Below are 15,341 nucleotides of genomic sequence, written 5' to 3' on the forward strand. Positions count from 1 at the left end.
CGACCCCGGCTTTCAGACCTGATTCGACCCCCGAACTGCGGAGCGGCGCTTGCCGTACACGAATACCGTTATATGTGTCGAGTTCTCACGGTTGGGTAATGAGCGCACAGGTACGGAAACCGATGGCAAGAGTATGCGAAGCGTGCGGTCGAGGCGAACAGTGGGACGAAGACCTCGAGGCCTGGCAGATCGCCCGCGACGACGGCGAGAAACAGGTCGGCAATCCACATTGTATTCATGAGTGGGATATCACCGGCACTTTCACGCCGGTCGACGCGACGGATAGCTGATCGACGCCTCGAAAGGAGCGCTTTTGCCCGACTCGAGCGTAGCGACCCCCATGCCGACTGCCTACATTACAGCGCCGCCCGACGCGGCCGACGAACTCGCCGAAACGCTGGTCGAGGAGCGACTCGCCGCCTGCGTCAATCGACTCGAGACGACCTCGACCTCTAGTAGCTCTTGAAACGATTCACACATCGATCGCAACGCTATCCGCGATCGGGTGTGCATTGACTTTCAAGAGCTACTATACCGCTGGGAGGGCGAGATCACCGCGACGACGAAATCGTGTTGCTCACGAAGACGACCGACGACGCCTCCGATCGACCTCGTCTCGCGCGTGCGGGCCCCTACGACATTCCCCTGTATCGAGCGCTTCGACGAGGACGATATCCTCGAGTCGTTCGCCGACTGGCGAGCGGACAGCATCGAGTAATCGCGGCCGCGGGGAGCGTACGTCAGTCGCTCACAGACGATGACTGCCCGAATTAGCAACCCTTAAAACTCGCGCACGGGTTGTGACGGGTATGGCTGGAACCATCGAAGTGCTCGTTCCGGGTGGCCAGGCCAACCCTGGCCCACCGCTCGGTCCCGAGCTCGGACCGACCCCCGTCGACGTGCAAGCTGTCGTGCAGGATATCAACGACCAAACCGAAGCGTTCGACGGAACCGAAGTCCCCGTCACCGTCGACTACGAGGACGACGGCTCCTTCGAGATCGACGTCGGTGTCCCACCGACGGCCGCACTGGTCAAAGACGAGGCCGGTTTCGAGACCGGCAGCGGCGAACCCCAGAAGGACTTCGTCGCGGACATCTCCGTCGAACAGGTCAAGAAAATCGCCGAGCAGAAACACCCCGACCTGCTCGCCTACGACACCATCAACGCCGCGAAGGAAGTCGTCGGCACCTGCGCCTCGATGGGCGTCACGATCGAGGGCAACGACGCTCGAGAATTCAAGCAGCGAGTCGACGACGGCGAGTACGACGACGTGCTTGCGGCTGAAGCGGAAGCGTAATCGACGCGCTCGAGACGCGAGCGAGCACCCGCTTGTTCGGGGCCGTTCGGAAACGCGTCGCCGGATTTCTCTATTGACCTCCCGCTCGAGCCAGTGGTCTCTCGATCGATGTCGACCAGTCACCGACCAGTCTCGAGTATCGAGTACGGTCGCTCGGCAGTGTCGCCGAACCGAGAACGAGCGGCGCGTGTTGCGACAGACGGCTAAAGGGGTGACCGACTCGAGCGTCGCGGTCGCGCGTGACTAGATTTTATTCGCGGGCGGGACGGTTCGATCGTCCGGCCGGGCCGCCCCGGTCGCGCCGAACACGACGCGGATGCTCGCGCCGATGCCGAGCACGCCGGCGAGACCGGCGAGGACAACGGTCGCCGGCAGCGACACTCCGGCAATCCCACAGAGGAGCGCGCCCGCGAGAACCCCGACGCCGAGCCGGTCGTCACCGAGTCGCGACGCGACGGTGCGGCCGATCGCGACGAGGCCGAGTGCCGTCGCCACGGGCAGGACGACGACGCCGAGAATCACCAGCGGAATCCCGAAGAACGTCCCGATGCTCGAGTCGACGATCAGGTAGCCCGTACTCGCGAGCCCGACGACGACGAGCAGGCTCGGCAGTCCGATACAGCTCGAGATGATCGGACTGCGACGCGACTTCGCCACGGCCTGCGTGCCGGATCGCTGACACAGTCCGAGGACGATTATCGCGACGAGGACGGTCCCCGCAAATTGGATCCCCACGCGAACGAGCGGCTCGAGCGATCGATACGCCTCGAGTTCGCCGCCGCCCGCCAGCGTCGCGACCGAGTCGACCGCTGCCGCCCCAACTATAGTATATAAGTCTACTGGCCCCATGGACTACGTTACAGCAGTTCGAATTATAGAACTTTCGGTTATTGAGAGATTTACTATTCGGATACTGTCACGGAACGCAACGGTTCTGGGCCAGCTGCGTTTCAGTCTCGACCAGCACAGTACCGCGTTGGACGGCGAGACCGTACACGGTGTCGTGTGACGATCGTACTGGCAGTTCGACGGGTTTAAGTTCGGGATGGCACTTGGTTCAAGGGAGACAGGCATCGCCTGTTTCACTGACCCGTAGGAGCATACCCTGCGTACTACGGAGGTGAACGATGGCAGATTCGGATATTGAAACAGCAGTAGCCCGCGCACTCGAGGACTCGCCGGACCGGAACTTTACCGAGACGGTAGACCTCGCGATTAATCTGCGCGACTTAGACCTGAACGAACCGTCGAACCGCGTTGACGAGTCGATCGTCCTGCCGGCCGGAACCGGCCAGGAAACTCGGATCGTCGTCATCGCCGAAGGAGAGACTGGAGTCCGCGCCGAGGAGGCGGCGGACGAGGTCCTTTCGGTGGACGACGTGGCCGATTTGGACGACGACGACGCGAAGGACATGGCCGACGAGACGGACTTCTTCATCGCCGAAGAGGCGATGATGCAAGACATCGCCCGGCACCTGGGTACCATTCTCGGTCCCCGAGGGAAGATGCCGGACCCGCTCGCGCCCGACGACGACGTCGTCGAAACCGTCAACCGACTCAAAAACACCGTGCAGCTTCGCTCCGGCGACCGACGAACGTTCCACACGCTCGTCGGTGCCGAAGACATGGACGCCGAGGACATCGGCGACAACATCGACGTCATCCTGCGTCGACTGCACGCCGACCTCGAGAAGGGGCCCCAGAACATCGACGCCGTCTACGTCAAGACGACGATGGGCCCGTCCGTGGAGGTAGCCTAATATGAGCGCACAGGCTGAACGCAAAACCGAGAACCTTCCCCAGTGGAAGCGAGAGGAAGTCGACGAGCTCGGCCAGATCATCGACGACTACGAGAGCGTCGGCGTCGTCGGCATCGCCGGCATCCCCTCGAAACAGCTTCAGGACATGCGCCGCGACCTGCACGGAACCGCCGTGTTGCGCGTCAGCCGCAACACCCTGCAGACGCGCGCCCTCGAGGACGCCGGATTCGGCGACCTCGTCGAGCACATCGGGGGACAGGTCGGGATCATCGCGACCAACGAGAACCCGTTCTCGCTCTACAAGGAACTCGAGGCATCGAAGACGCCCGCCCCGATCAACGAGGGCGAGGTTGCCCCGAACGACATCGTCATCCCCGAAGGGGACACCGGTGTCGACCCGGGGCCGTTCGTCGGTGAACTCCAAGGTATCGGTGCGAACGCGCGCATCGAAGAAGGATCGATCCAGGTCATGGAAGACTCGACGGTCCTCGAGGCCGGCGAAGAAGTCTCCGCGGATCTGGCGAACGTCCTCAACGAACTCGGGATCGAGCCCAAGGAGGTCGGTCTCGACCTTCGCGCCGTCATCGCCGACGGCGTCCTCTTCGACCCCGAGGATCTCGACATCGACATCGAGGCCTACCGGAGCGACGTGTCGACGGCGGCCGCTCGCGCTCGGAACCTCTCGGTCAACGCGAGCTACCCGACCGAGTCGACCGCGCCGACGCTCGTCGCGAAGGCCACGGGCGAGGCCAAGAGCCTCGGCCTGCAGGCCGCAATCGAGGACGAAGCCCTCATGCCCGACCTCGTCAGCAAGGCCGACGCACAGCTGCGTGCGATCGCTGCCCAGATCGACGACGAGGAGGCGCTTCCTGACGAGCTTCAGGACGTCGCGGCGGCCGCCGAGCCGGCGGCAGCCGACGACGAGGACGAATCGGCCGACGACCAAACCGAAGACGACGCTGAGACCGAAGACGCCGATGCTGACGCCGACGATGACGACGATGAAGACGACGGCGACGGCGCGGCCGGTCTCGGCGAAATGTTCGGATAACGACGACACGAGGACACAACAATGGAATACGTATACGCTGCACTCATCCTGAACGAATCGGGCGAAGAGATCAACGAAGACAACCTGACGAACGTGCTCGACGCCGCCGGCGTCGACGTCGAGGAATCCCGAGTCAAGGCGCTCGTCGCCGCACTCGAGGACGTCGACATCGACGAGGCAGTCTCCGAGGCCGCAGCTGTCCCCGCTGGCGGGGCCGCCGCAGGCGGTGCCGCGGGTGGCGAGGCCGCTGCTGACGAAGGCGGCGACGAAGCCGAGGAGGAAGCCGAAGAGACCAGCGACGTGCCGGACACGACGGACGACGACGACGAGGACGACGAGGCAGACGGCGAAGGCCTCGGCGAACTCTTCGGATAACGTCGCGTCGATCCGGTTTCGACGATCTGTCAACACCGATTTTTCTTTCGACTCGAGGGCAAGTGGCGACGCCGTCCGTCTCGAACCAGCCCGACTGCTGGATTGAGCGGCGAGTGGCGATCCGAGAACCTATAACCGAGGGCGCGGCCAGAGCCGGCAATGCCCGCCCCAGTCGAGGTCGTCACCGAGCCGGCGCTGACCCTGCAGCTCCTCGCGTGGGTGCTTGCCGGCTCGCTGCTCGGTAGCTGTAGCGGGCTCGTCCCGGGGCTCCACGCCAACAACTTCGCGTTCCTGCTCGCGGGGGTCGCGCCGTCGGTCCCCGGCCCGCCGCTGTTCGTCGGCTGTGCGATGCTCGCCGCGGGCGTCGTCCACACCTTCCTGAACGCGGTCCCCGCGATGGCGCTCGGAGTACCCGACGCCGAGATGGCGATCACCGCGCTGCCGGGCCACCGGCTGGTGCTCGAGGGTCGAGGCTCCGAAGCGATCCGGCTCTCCGCGCTCGGCAGTATCCTCGCCGTGCTCGCGGCGGTCCCGCTCGCCATCCCGGTAACTCGAGCCGTGACGACCGCCTATCCGACGATCCGGGCGCACCTGTCGCTCGTCCTCGCGATGGTTGCGGTCGCGCTGATCGCCTCGGAACCCACGTGGCGCGGCCGGTTCGGCGGGCTGTCCTCGTTCGCGCTCGCGACTGGCCTCGGCACGCTCACGCTCGACCTCTCGGCGGACGCCCCGCTCGAGGCGGGCGGCACCCTCGCTCCCCTCTTCGCCGGTCTCTTCGGTGCGCCGGTGCTGATCGACGCGATTCGCGGGAGCGGGATTCCGCCACAGGACGGTGAGGGAGTCACGACATCTCGGCGGTTCGTCGGGACGACGGCGGTCGCCGGCGCGCTCGCGGGGGCTGTGGTCGGCTACATCCCGGGGATTTCAGCGGCTATCGCCGCCGTCGCGGTGCTGGCGGTCGTCCCCGACGGAGCCAGTGACCGCGGTTACATCGTCGCGACCAGCGGCGTCGACACGGCGAACACGATTTTCGCGCTGTTCGCACTGGTCGCCCTCGGTCAGCCCCGAACCGGCGTGTTGGTCGCCTTCGAGGAGACGGCCGCGCCCCTCGAGTTGCCGGTCCTGCTCGCGGGCGTGGTCCTCGCGGGCCTGCTCGGCTTCGCGCTCGTGATCGTCGTCGGGGACGCCTACCTCGAGGTGGTCGGCCGGCTCACCTACTGGAAGATTTCGGCCGCCGTTCTCGTCCTGTTGCTCGTCCTCTCGTACCTGTTTACCGGCCCGCTGGGCATCGTCATCTTCGCCGCGGCGACCGCGATCGGATTGGTCCCGGTTCGATTGCGGTGCCGACGGGTGCATCTGATGGGCGTGCTGATCGGGCCGCTAATGTTGGGTCTTTGACTCGCCGCCGATCTGATTCAGTCGTCGCTCGAGCCGGCCGCTCGAGCGCTCGCTACGAGTCTCTCGACGCGCTCCTGCGAGACGGGATTCGTCGTCTCGCCACCGCGTTTGAGTGCGGTGCCGACGATGACGCCGTCCGCGCCCGCCTCGAGACAGTCGGCGACCGTTTCGGTCGTCACGCCGCTGCCGACGAACACGGGCGCACGGTCGCCGTCGGGATCGGCGAGCACCTCGGCGACGCGTTCGATGTCCGCGAGCGGCGTTTCCGCGCCGGTTCCGGGGCCGGAGACGATGACGCAGTCGGCACCGCCGCGTTCGACCGTCTCGAGGGCCGCGCGGTCGATACCGGTCTCGCCGATCGGCGTCGCGTGCTTGACGTGGACGTCCGCGAGGATCGCGATGTCGGCCTCGAGTCGCTCGCGCAGCCGGAGCGTCTCGTGGGCGCGGCCCTCGAGGATCCCCTGATCGGTCGCAGCGGTGCCAACGTGGACGTTAACGCGGACGAAGTCGGCGTCGGCGGCCGCGGCGACCGACAGCGCCGCCGCGGCGTCGTTGCGGAGCACGTTGATCCCGACCGGCACGTCGACGGCGTCGGTCAGCGCCGTCGCGATCGCGGTCATCTCCGCGACGACGTGTTTGGGTACGTCCTCGGGGTAGAACGGCGCGTCGCCGAAGTTCTCGAGGATGATGCCGTCGATTCCACCCGCCTCGAGCCGGGCGGCGTCCTCGAGCGCGCGAGTTCGGACGGCCTCGCGGCCGTTCTCGTCTTCGGTCCCGCTGCCGAACCCCGGCGCGCCGGGCAACGGCGGGAGGTGAACCATGCCGATGACTGGGCGGCCGGTCTCGAACAGGGCCGAATCCGACGGGGTCGCGTCGAACGGACTCGAGGCGGTCATACCGGCTCTCTGCCCGCGATCGGGATAAGTGGTCGTGGGACCGCCGCGGGCGCGACTCGCTATCCGGTACCACAGTAGGCGGCAATGCCATCCCCGTCCGCGGTCGTTTTCCCGATGACGTGACTACGCCCGGTCGATGACCGACGCACTCTCTGCGCTGTCGTTGGGCGATTCCGAGGCATCGAACCGAATCGCCGTCTCGCCGATGTGCCAGTACTCCTGTGACCCCGACGGGCTGCCGACCGAGTGGCATCGGGTCCACCTCGGGAGTCGAGCCGTCGGCGGAGCCGGTATCGTCATGACCGAAGCGACCGCCGTCTCCCCCGCGGGCCGGATCACCCCCCACGACCTCGGCATCTGGAGCGACGAGCACGCGGCCGCGCTCGAGCCGATCACCGAGTTCGTCCGCGAGCAAGGCGGGGTCCCGGGGATTCAACTCGCCCACGCGGGCCACAAGGCGAGCAAGAAGCGCCCGTGGGACGGGAACGTCCCGATCGGGCCGGACGAGACCGACCCCGACGGCGCGTCGGGCTGGGAAGTCCTCTCGCCGTCGCCCGAGGCCTATCCGCCGTTCGACGGCGACCGGCCGGCGATGCGGAAGGCCGACGCCGAGGACATTCAGGGCGTGATCGACGCCTACCGCGCCGCGGCCGAGCGCTCGCTTGAGGCCGGGTTCGAAATCGCCGAGGTCCACGCGGCACACGGCTACCTGCTCCACGAGTTCCTCTCGCCGGTCACGAACGACCGCGATGACGAGTACGGTGGCAGCTTCGAGAACCGCACGCGACTGGTCCGCGAGGTCGTCGCGGCCGTCCGCGAGGTCTGGCCCGATGGCAAGCCGGTCTTCGTCCGCATCTCCGGCACGGACTGGCTCGACGACCGCGACTCGTGGGACATCGAGCAGTCGGTGCGGCTGGCCGACGACCTCGCCGAACTGGGCGTCGATCTGGTCGACGTTAGTTCGGGCGGACTCCACCCTGACCAAGCGCCCCCGGCGGGACCGAACTTTCAGGTGCCACTGGCCGAGCGAGTCCGCGAGGGAGCCGACGTCGCCGTCGGCGCGGTCGGCGGCGTCACCGAACCCGAACAGGCCGACGCGCTGGTCCGGAACGGCCGGGCCGACCTCGTCCTCGTCGGTCGGGAGTTCCTCCGCGATCCGTACTTCGGGCTGCGCGCGGCCGGCGACCTCGAGCGCGATCCCGAGGCGGTCGCCGAGGAGTGGCCGGTCCAGTACCGTCGCGCGGTCCAGCGGTAGTCTCCGGGTCTATCGCAGCTCTCAGCACACTCAGTCGTTTATCGGTCTGATCCCCGTCTCTTCGGGATTCGGACCGCTCACCCGAAACCCGGAATCGTCGCGAGCGGCGTGGACTCGTTGGGGGTAGGGGATCGTGATCCCCTCGCGGTCGAACGCGTCCATGATCGCCTCGATCATCGCCGTCTGGGCGTCGAGCTTGCGTCGCATCGTCGGATCGCCGATCCAGACGCGACATTCGAGGACCACCGCCGACTCGTCGAACCGTTTTGCGATCACCTGCGGATTGGGCGCGTTCTTGATCTCCTCGAGGTCGCCGACGGCGTCGACGATAACCGACCGGGCGTGCTCGAGGTCGTCAGTGTAGTCGACACCGACGTCGACATCGATCCGGAGCTGGTCGTTTTTCGAGTAGTTCGTCAGCGGGTTGTTCGTGACCTGATCGTTGGGGATGAGGACGTGCTTGTCGCCGAACGTCTGGATCTTGGTCGTGAAGATGGTGACATCGGTGACGATGCCGGTCGTCTCGTCGACCTCGATCCAGTCGCCGACGGCGAACGGCCGCGAGAACAGCAGGATGAATCCGGCGAGCATGGCCGTCAGCGTTTCGCGAGCCGTCAGCGCGACGACCGCCGTGATCGCACCCGCGCCGATAAAGATGTTGGTCAGGTCGATTCCCCAGAGGGTGAGCAAGACAGTCCCGGCGAAGGCGACGATCCCGATATCCGTGACGTGATAGGCGACCTCGCTCTGGTGTTTGGTGAGCGCGTTCGTTTGGGCCAACTTGTCGATCGACCGGTTGACGAACCTGATCGCGAGATAGGCGATGACGACCACCGCGACGCTGATCAGTTGCTGGGCGGCGAGCCACCGATCGATCAGCATCGTCTCGAGGGTGACGCTGAGCACATAGGTAACCTGCCAAATCACGCTGAACGCGTAGACTGACAGGAAAACGATACTTGCGAGTACGAGAACGGCGCTCGCCTCGGCGAGTTGCCTGCCGTTGCGGCGGCGGACGATCGAGCGGACGTGCGAGGCGGCCCTGATCCCGACGGGGAGTACCGCGACGACCAGCAGCGTCGCGACCACCTGCGCCTCGAACGACGACAGATAGGTCTCCTGTAGCCACGGGATCGGCTCCGGTCGGAGGGACGATCGAAGCGGAAAGACGCTCGAGAGGACACGGAACATCCGGCGTCGATAGTAGCGAGTCGGAGCATTTGAGAGCCATCCCGGCAGTTGCAACCGCCCTATCGCTGTCAGTCGGTCTCGTCGGCCGGACAATCGCCGAGAGACGGCCAGCGGGTCCGGTTAGCGGCCGTCGTAGTCGTCCAGCCAGCCAGTGACCGAGGACTGTAACGCGCCGGTCGTCGTCCCGATATTCAGCAGCTGGTAGCCGTTCCGCGCCTTCTCGTTGACGTCCTCCATACCGAACCCGAGCCCGCCGACCGGCACGTCCGCCTCGACGGCCGCCGACCGGATCGTCTCGATGGCTTCCTCGACCTCGGGATGGTCGAACTCACCGGGATGACCGAGCGAGACCGAGAGATCCAGCGGGCCGATGAAGACGAACCCGAGTTCGGGGACCGCGAGGATCGACTCGAGGTCGTCGAGCGCCGAGGCGGTCTCTATCGTGACGCCGACGACGACCGAGTCGTCTTCGCTGGTCACGTAGTCGTCGGTCAGTCCCCAGCGGCTCGCGCGCGGGTTCGCCATCCCGCGCCGGCCGGGCTCGCCGTCGTACTCGAACCGGCCCGCTCGGGCTGCGGCTTCGAGTTCCTCGCTGCTGCCGACCCGCGGGAGGAACACGTTCCGAACGCCCGCGTCCAGTACCTTCCGGACCAGCGACGGATCGGTGTCGGGCACGCGCACCAGTAGCTCCGTGTCGGTGCCGTCGGCCGCCCGCAGAAGCGCTTCCAGCGTCTCTGCGTCCCGCGGGCTCGGCCCGCCGTGCTCGAGGTCGATCCAGACGAAGTCCGCGCCGAGGGTCGCGTAGAGTTCGACGACCGCCGGGCTGTACGTGTTCTCGAGGACGCCCAGTGCGACCTCGTCGTTCTCGAGCGTCTCGCGGAGCGCGTTACCGCGCGGTTCCTGACTCATACCGCTGTCTTCCACACCGACGGGCGACTAAAGTCTGGGGCCGAACGACGCAGTGTCCGGGTTTCCCGGGCGAAAACGGCTTACTCGTCTTTCCACTTGATCGAACAGCCGCGGGAGGGCTGCCACTCGAGGTCGACGTCCTCGCCGGCCAGGACGGCGTCGATCGTTTCGCGGATCTGGAACCGGCTCGGGTCGTCGTCGGGGTTCGGCGCGTCGTCGAGTCGGCCGTGGTAGGCCAGTCGGAACTCGCCGTCCTCGCGTGCGAACAGGAACGGGTCCGGCGTACAGACCGCGCCGTACTCGCGGGCGACGGCCTGACTCTCGTCCCGGAGGTAGGCGTCGTACTGGACTCTTCCGTCGTCGACGAACTCCCGCATCTTCTCGAACGAGTCTTCGGGGTACTCCTCGGCGTCGTTCGAGTTGATCCCGACGACCGACACGTCGTCGTACTCCTCGGCTACCTCGTTCAGCAGGTCGAACTTCGCCTGCGCGTACGGGCAGTGGTTACACGTGAACACGACCAGCAGCGCCTCGTCGTCGGCGAAGTTCTCGAGGGAATACGTCTCGCCGTCGACGCCCTCGAGTTCGAACGCCGGCGCGGCGTCGCCGGCCTCGAGTTCGGATTCGGATTCTTTGAGAACCATATCGACCGGTTCGTGTCGTTCGTCCTTAATCGTCACGTTCGGGGGAGTCGGGTCACGTCCCGTCGACCCCGACCGCGACACCTAGCCGAACAGTTCCGCGAACTTGAGGAGCAAGCCGGGGACGACCAGCAGGGCGATCCCGCCGACGATCAGGGCGAGCGGGACGAGCAGGCTGATGTCGGTCAGCAGCCAGAGTCCGAGGCCGCCCAGGATCGCTAGCAGGCCGACCAGTCGAAGCAGCCAGACGAACAGGCCCTCGAGTTCCGAATCGGCGACGACGTCGGCGAGTTCGAGTACCTCGTCCATAGCCGTTCGACACTGGCTCCCGGAGCCACTTAATTCCGGTGTCGTTCCGTGCGATTCGATTCAGACACCACGCGCGACGACTTACATATTAGTACCCCCGGGCCGCATCGACTGGGTATGAAGACGCTCGAGGTCACCGACGAACAGTACGCGTTCATCCAGTACCTCCGCGAGGAAATCTCCGATTCGGTCGTCGGCAAGTACGGGTTCGTCCGCGAACGGGACGCCGTGCAGTTCCTGATCGATAACCTCGACGAGGACATCGAGATCGATATCGACGGCGAGTTCGACTCCTCGGCGACCGACGACGTTTCGGCGTCCGTCGGGGCCGCGATCGAGGGCGACGACGACCCCCACGAACTCGAGGAGGTCTCCTACGTCGAAGGCGAGACACCGGCGGCCGACGAGGTGCTCGACGAGGATGCCGACGACCCCGATTCCGAGACGGACGGGGCAGACGACGACGCCTCGAGCGAAGACGAATCGGCGGACGCGGCGGACGAGTCCGCCGACGGAGCGGACTCCGACGGCGAATCGGACGCTGACGACGGGGACGGCGAGACGGCAGCCGACGACAGCGACGACGGTGGAGACGGCGACGGCTCGGCCGACGACGACGAGATGTTAGACGAGATGATGAGCCTGCTCGAGACCCACGACGACAAGTGGACGGAATCGGACTCGGCGGACTTCCGATACACCGTCGAACTCCCGGACGGCTCGAGCGAACAGGTCCAGACGAAAGACGACGTGCGGGCGCTGCTGTTCAAGAACTACCGATAGCGCTCGATCGGTTCAGAACTCGAGACTATATTTCTGTCTGGATAGTCGGTATTTCGTGCAGTGGGGTTTATACGCCGGACGTGGAACCCTCGGAGCGGTTACGATGGGTCGCCCACATTGGTTCCAGCTGGAAGACGAGATCACCTGCCCCGACTGCGATCGGCGCGTGCCGATGCAGTCCCGAATCTGTCCGCGCTGCGAGTCGTCGCTGCATTAGGAAACACCCTCGAGACGGTTCTATTCGGAACCACTCTCGAGCGTTTCGAGCGGGACCGAAATCGACGGCGAGTAGCAACGCCTTTTTGCCCACCCTGCGATGAGGGTGCATATGAGCGAACGCGAGGTGCTCGAGTTGCTTCGTGAGAACGCGCGGTACTCCACGGCGGATATCGCGCGAATGACCGACCTCGAGGAAGACGAGGTCGAGGCGACCATCGAGGAGCTCGAGGCAGCGGGCGTCGTCCGGGGGTACCAGGCGGTCGTCGACTGGGACAAACTGGAAGACGAACGCGTCCGAGCCGAGGTCGAGTTGAACGTCACGCTCGACCGCGAGACGGGTTACGACGACATCGCAGAGCGCCTCGCACGGTTCCCGCAGGTCAAGGCCCTGCGGCTGATCAGCGGCGATTACGACTTCGATATGGAGGTCGAGGGCGACTCCATCCGCGAGGTCTCGCAGTTCATCAGCGAGAAGGTCGCGCCGGTCCCCGAGATCACCCAGACAGTCACTCACTACGTGATGACCTCCTACAAGGAGAACGGGATCGAACTCGGCGACGGCGAGGGCGACGACCGCCTCTCGTTCTCACCCTGACAATGACGTTCGAACTGTCAGACCGCGTGCAGACGGTGCCGCCCTCGGGCATCCGACGCTTCTTCGAGATCGCCGAGGAACGCGACGAGGTCATCTCGCTGGGCGTCGGTGAACCCGACTTCGCGACGCCGTGGGCGGCCCGCGACGCGGCGATCACGTCCTTAGAGCAGGGGAAGACCTCCTATACGGCAAACCGTGGCAAGCGCGAACTCCGCGAGGCGATCGCGGACTACGTCGCCGACCGGTTCGAACTGGGGTACGACCCCGACGAGGAGATCCTCGTCACCGCCGGCGCGAGCGAGGCGGTCGATCTGGCCTTCCGGGCGTTCGTCGATCCCGGCGACACGGTCGCGATCGCCCAGCCGTCGTACATCTCCTACGAGCCCGGCGTCATCTTCGCCGGCGGCGAGGTGCTGCCGGTCCCCACGAAAGAGGAAGACGACTTCCGACTCACCGTGGAGGGCCTCGAGGCGGCCGGCGCGGCCGACGCGGACATGCTGGTCCTCTGTTATCCCAACAATCCGACGGGCGCGATCATGCCCGCCGAGGACCTCGAGCCGATCGCAGAGTTCGCCCGCGAGCACGACCTGACGGTCCTCTCGGACGAGATCTACGCCGAGTTGACCTACGACGGCGAGCACACCTCGATCGCGAGCTTCGAGGGCATGCGCGAGCGCACCATCGTCTTCAACGGCTTCTCGAAGGCCCACGCGATGACCGGCCTCCGACTGGGCTACGCGCTCGGCCCCGCCGACGCCATCGGCGCGATGAACAAGATCCACCAGTACACGATGCTGTCCGCGCCGACGACGGCCCAACACGCCGCACTCGAGGCCTTGGACTCCTGTGCGAACGACGTTCAGGAGATGGTCGATCAGTACGACCGCCGCCGGCAGTTCGTCCTCTCGCGATTCCGCGAAATCGGGCTGGACGTCTTCGAGGCCAAGGGGGCGTTCTACTGCTTCCCCGAGGTTCCCGAAGGATTTACCGCTGAGGAGTTCGCCGAGGAAGTCCTGCGCGAACAGGGCGTCGCCGTCGTTCCCGGCGACGTCTTCGGCGACGGCGGCGAGGGCCACCTGCGAATCTCCTATGCGACCGGACTCGAGGACCTGCGGAAGGCGCTAAATCGGATCGAAGCTTTCGTCGAAGAACACGTCTGAGGTCGGCCTCGTTTTTTGCCGTCGATACTGAACGCAACAGCGCCTCGCGCCGTCTGTGAGCCGAGACTCGGGCGGCGGTGGCATCACGAACAGTTTTCTCGGTCGCCCGCGCTCTCGGTAGTATGGTCGACTATCGTCCCATTCCGGACGAACGGGACGTGTTCCACGAGTATCGCAGCTACGCGTTCCGGCCCGAGGAGGGGGTTCCGGCGTACGATCCCGCGGACCACGAAACGCCACGGGACACCCTCGGCTCCCGGCGCGGCGTGTATGAGGACGGGGCGGCAGACGACGCGGAGCCGCGCAGCGTCTGTCGGCACTACTGGATCGAGGCCCGCGTGCGCGACGAGGGCCATCGGACCGCCGGGTTGGCGTCGGTCGCGACCCCACCCGAGTACCGCCGTCGCGGCTACGTCCGGCAGTTGCTCGCCCGGTCGCTCGCCGAGTACCGCGACCACGACGTGCGGTTCTCGGTCCTGTGGCCGTTCCGCTATCGGTTCTACCGGCAGTACGGCTGGGACACCGGCACACAGATTGTGACCCACGAGTGTGACCCGAGCGTGCTCTCGGTCGCGGCCGACGCCGTCGACCGGGACGCGGGTTCGTTCCGCCGACTCGAGGCCGACGAGTACGACGCGCTCGAGTCGGCCTACGAGACGTACGCCGACCGGTACTCGCTCGCCCTCGAGCGCGACGAGGAGTGGTGGCGACACCGCGTCTTCGCCGGCCACGAGCGCGATCCCTTCGTCTACGCGTACGAACGCGACGGGCGGGTGCAGGGGTACCTCGTCTACACGATGGACGGGACGGACGGCGACCGGACGATGGTCGTCTCCGAACTCGTCGCCGTCGACCACGAGGCCGTGGTGGCGCTGCTGTCTTTTTGCTACGATCACGAGTCCCAGGTGCAGCGCGTTCGCCTCCGCGTGCCCGAAGCGGTGCCGATTCGTGCGATCGCTCGAGAGCCGGATCGGATCGAGACGACCGTCGAGAACGGGCCGATGGTCCGCGTCGTCGACGTTGCGGAGACGCTCTCTGCGCTCGCCTATCCGGACCGCGAGGCGACCGTAACGCTCGCCGTCGAGGACTCGCTCGCCGAGTGGAACGACGGGACGTTCCGGCTCGCGGTCTCGGACGGCCGCGCGGAGTGTCGCCGACTGGGTGACCGCACAACTCCGGAGTCGTCCGCCGACGTCCGCCTCGATATCGGCGCGCTCTCTCAGCTCGTCGTTGGCTTCCGATCGGCGAGCGCTCTCGAGCGAACGGGGCGACTCGAGGCAGCGGAGTCGGCCTCGCTCGAGACGATGTCGACGCTCTTCCCCGAAACGGCGGTTGCGCTGACCGACCGGTTCTGAACGGCTCGCTGACCGTGGGTATCCGTTCGGTGCGGGGCGGCAGACGGAGTCGCGATCGGAGACACATCATGACATCAATTGACATACTAGTGCTCGGCCACGACACTGAAATAGGGGTTGCACAAACTATGTGCTGACTGTCTGTC

The 15,341-nt window shown here is 66.0% G+C and carries 17 protein-coding genes and 1 pseudogene; 12 read left to right on the plus strand and 6 right to left on the minus strand.

Annotation, left to right across the window (positions count from 1 at the left end; all coding sequences use genetic code 11):
• The first annotated feature begins 98 nt into the window (after positions 1-98).
• From C489_RS04720 to C489_RS04730, 3 genes and pseudogenes are all read left to right on the plus strand, one after another.
• Positions 99-290 (plus strand): HEWD family protein, encoded by a 192-nt coding sequence (locus C489_RS04720; RefSeq protein WP_006430019.1) that lies wholly within the window; start codon positions 99-101, stop codon positions 288-290.
• A 50-nt stretch (positions 291-340) separates the two neighbouring features.
• Positions 341-718 (plus strand): annotated as a pseudogene (gene cutA / locus C489_RS04725) (divalent-cation tolerance protein CutA).
• Positions 719-809: 91 nt separating this feature from the next.
• Entirely contained in the window at positions 810-1,298 is a 489-nt protein-coding gene (locus C489_RS04730) for a 50S ribosomal protein L11 (protein ID WP_006430020.1), read from the plus strand.
• A 243-nt stretch (positions 1,299-1,541) separates the two neighbouring features.
• On the opposite strand, the gene C489_RS04735 is transcribed toward C489_RS04730, so the two are convergent.
• Complete coding sequence (locus C489_RS04735; protein WP_006430021.1) at positions 1,542-2,147, minus strand: hypothetical protein; 606 nt, start codon at positions 2,145-2,147, stop codon at positions 1,542-1,544.
• A 278-nt stretch (positions 2,148-2,425) separates the two neighbouring features.
• Here C489_RS04735 and C489_RS04740 point away from each other — a divergent pair, with 278 nt between their 5' ends.
• The 4 genes from C489_RS04740 (at position 2,426) to C489_RS04755 (ending at position 5,882) form a co-directional block, all read left to right on the plus strand.
• Complete coding sequence (locus C489_RS04740) at positions 2,426-3,058, plus strand: 50S ribosomal protein L1 (RefSeq protein ID WP_006430022.1); 633 nt, start codon at positions 2,426-2,428, stop codon at positions 3,056-3,058.
• A 1-nt stretch (position 3,059) separates the two neighbouring features.
• Positions 3,060-4,109: a 50S ribosomal protein L10 gene (locus C489_RS04745; RefSeq protein ID WP_006430023.1), complete on the plus strand. Its 1,050-nt coding sequence runs from the start codon at positions 3,060-3,062 to the stop codon at positions 4,107-4,109.
• Positions 4,110-4,130: 21 nt separating this feature from the next.
• Entirely contained in the window at positions 4,131-4,484 is a 354-nt protein-coding gene (gene rpl12p, locus C489_RS04750; protein WP_006430024.1) for a 50S ribosomal protein P1, read from the plus strand.
• 159 nt (positions 4,485-4,643) lie between these two features.
• Positions 4,644-5,882: a tripartite tricarboxylate transporter permease gene (locus C489_RS04755; protein ID WP_006430025.1), complete on the plus strand. Its 1,239-nt coding sequence runs from the start codon at positions 4,644-4,646 to the stop codon at positions 5,880-5,882.
• Between the two features lie 17 nt (positions 5,883-5,899).
• On the opposite strand, the gene C489_RS04760 is transcribed toward C489_RS04755, so the two are convergent.
• A complete protein-coding gene (locus C489_RS04760) occupies positions 5,900-6,778 on the minus strand; it encodes a BtpA/SgcQ family protein (protein WP_006430026.1) in 879 nt (292 codons plus the stop codon).
• Between the two features lie 136 nt (positions 6,779-6,914).
• Here C489_RS04760 and C489_RS04765 point away from each other — a divergent pair, with 136 nt between their 5' ends.
• Positions 6,915-8,033: an NADH:flavin oxidoreductase/NADH oxidase gene (locus tag C489_RS04765; RefSeq protein WP_006430027.1), complete on the plus strand. Its 1,119-nt coding sequence runs from the start codon at positions 6,915-6,917 to the stop codon at positions 8,031-8,033.
• A 30-nt stretch (positions 8,034-8,063) separates the two neighbouring features.
• On the opposite strand, the gene C489_RS04770 is transcribed toward C489_RS04765, so the two are convergent.
• The 4 genes from C489_RS04770 to C489_RS04785 all read right to left on the minus strand — a co-directional run bounded on the left by C489_RS04770 (position 8,064) and on the right by C489_RS04785 (position 11,083).
• Complete coding sequence (locus C489_RS04770; protein WP_006430028.1) at positions 8,064-9,224, minus strand: mechanosensitive ion channel family protein; 1,161 nt, start codon at positions 9,222-9,224, stop codon at positions 8,064-8,066.
• Positions 9,225-9,344: 120 nt separating this feature from the next.
• The gene (locus C489_RS04775; protein ID WP_006430029.1) at positions 9,345-10,133 is read right to left on the minus strand and encodes an HpcH/HpaI aldolase family protein; all 789 of its coding nucleotides are present in this window, start codon (positions 10,131-10,133) and stop codon (positions 9,345-9,347) included.
• A gap of 80 nt (positions 10,134-10,213) precedes the next feature.
• Entirely contained in the window at positions 10,214-10,777 is a 564-nt protein-coding gene (locus C489_RS04780) for a thioredoxin family protein (RefSeq protein ID WP_049890626.1), read from the minus strand.
• 81 nt (positions 10,778-10,858) lie between these two features.
• Complete coding sequence (locus C489_RS04785) at positions 10,859-11,083, minus strand: hypothetical protein (RefSeq protein WP_006430031.1); 225 nt, start codon at positions 11,081-11,083, stop codon at positions 10,859-10,861.
• A 117-nt stretch (positions 11,084-11,200) separates the two neighbouring features.
• Here C489_RS04785 and C489_RS04790 point away from each other — a divergent pair, with 117 nt between their 5' ends.
• From C489_RS04790 to C489_RS04805, 4 genes are all read left to right on the plus strand, one after another.
• On the plus strand, positions 11,201-11,866 hold the full coding sequence (locus C489_RS04790) for a hypothetical protein (protein ID WP_006430032.1): 666 nt from the start codon (positions 11,201-11,203) through the stop codon (positions 11,864-11,866).
• A gap of 328 nt (positions 11,867-12,194) precedes the next feature.
• On the plus strand, positions 12,195-12,680 hold the full coding sequence (locus C489_RS04795; protein WP_006430033.1) for an Lrp/AsnC family transcriptional regulator: 486 nt from the start codon (positions 12,195-12,197) through the stop codon (positions 12,678-12,680).
• A 2-nt stretch (positions 12,681-12,682) separates the two neighbouring features.
• Positions 12,683-13,840 carry a pyridoxal phosphate-dependent aminotransferase gene (locus C489_RS04800; RefSeq protein WP_006430034.1) on the plus strand — a complete coding sequence of 386 codons (1,158 nt, stop codon included), beginning with the start codon at positions 12,683-12,685 and terminating at the stop codon, positions 13,838-13,840.
• A gap of 122 nt (positions 13,841-13,962) precedes the next feature.
• On the plus strand, positions 13,963-15,195 hold the full coding sequence (locus tag C489_RS04805; RefSeq protein ID WP_006430035.1) for a GNAT family N-acetyltransferase: 1,233 nt from the start codon (positions 13,963-13,965) through the stop codon (positions 15,193-15,195).
• Positions 15,196-15,341: the final 146 nt, after the last annotated feature.

Source organism: Natrinema versiforme JCM 10478 (assembly GCF_000337195.1).
Lineage (GTDB): Archaea > Halobacteriota > Halobacteria > Halobacteriales > Natrialbaceae > Natrinema > Natrinema versiforme.

Coding starts and splice junctions, on each gene's coding strand:
- C489_RS04720 (WP_006430019.1), top strand. CDS start 99: ATGAGCGCACAGGTACGGAAACCGATGGCAAGAGTATGCGAAGCGTGC.
- C489_RS04730 (WP_006430020.1), top strand. CDS start 810: ATGGCTGGAACCATCGAAGTGCTCGTTCCGGGTGGCCAGGCCAACCCT.
- C489_RS04735 (WP_006430021.1), bottom strand. CDS start 2,147: ATGGGGCCAGTAGACTTATATACTATAGTTGGGGCGGCAGCGGTCGAC.
- C489_RS04740 (WP_006430022.1), top strand. CDS start 2,426: ATGGCAGATTCGGATATTGAAACAGCAGTAGCCCGCGCACTCGAGGAC.
- C489_RS04745 (WP_006430023.1), top strand. CDS start 3,060: ATGAGCGCACAGGCTGAACGCAAAACCGAGAACCTTCCCCAGTGGAAG.
- rpl12p (WP_006430024.1), top strand. CDS start 4,131: ATGGAATACGTATACGCTGCACTCATCCTGAACGAATCGGGCGAAGAG.
- C489_RS04755 (WP_006430025.1), top strand. CDS start 4,644: ATGCCCGCCCCAGTCGAGGTCGTCACCGAGCCGGCGCTGACCCTGCAG.
- C489_RS04760 (WP_006430026.1), bottom strand. CDS start 6,778: ATGACCGCCTCGAGTCCGTTCGACGCGACCCCGTCGGATTCGGCCCTG.
- C489_RS04765 (WP_006430027.1), top strand. CDS start 6,915: ATGACCGACGCACTCTCTGCGCTGTCGTTGGGCGATTCCGAGGCATCG.
- C489_RS04770 (WP_006430028.1), bottom strand. CDS start 9,224: ATGTTCCGTGTCCTCTCGAGCGTCTTTCCGCTTCGATCGTCCCTCCGA.
- C489_RS04775 (WP_006430029.1), bottom strand. CDS start 10,133: ATGAGTCAGGAACCGCGCGGTAACGCGCTCCGCGAGACGCTCGAGAAC.
- C489_RS04780 (WP_049890626.1), bottom strand. CDS start 10,777: ATGGTTCTCAAAGAATCCGAATCCGAACTCGAGGCCGGCGACGCCGCG.
- C489_RS04785 (WP_006430031.1), bottom strand. CDS start 11,083: ATGGACGAGGTACTCGAACTCGCCGACGTCGTCGCCGATTCGGAACTC.
- C489_RS04790 (WP_006430032.1), top strand. CDS start 11,201: ATGAAGACGCTCGAGGTCACCGACGAACAGTACGCGTTCATCCAGTAC.
- C489_RS04795 (WP_006430033.1), top strand. CDS start 12,195: ATGAGCGAACGCGAGGTGCTCGAGTTGCTTCGTGAGAACGCGCGGTAC.
- C489_RS04800 (WP_006430034.1), top strand. CDS start 12,683: ATGACGTTCGAACTGTCAGACCGCGTGCAGACGGTGCCGCCCTCGGGC.
- C489_RS04805 (WP_006430035.1), top strand. CDS start 13,963: ATGGTCGACTATCGTCCCATTCCGGACGAACGGGACGTGTTCCACGAG.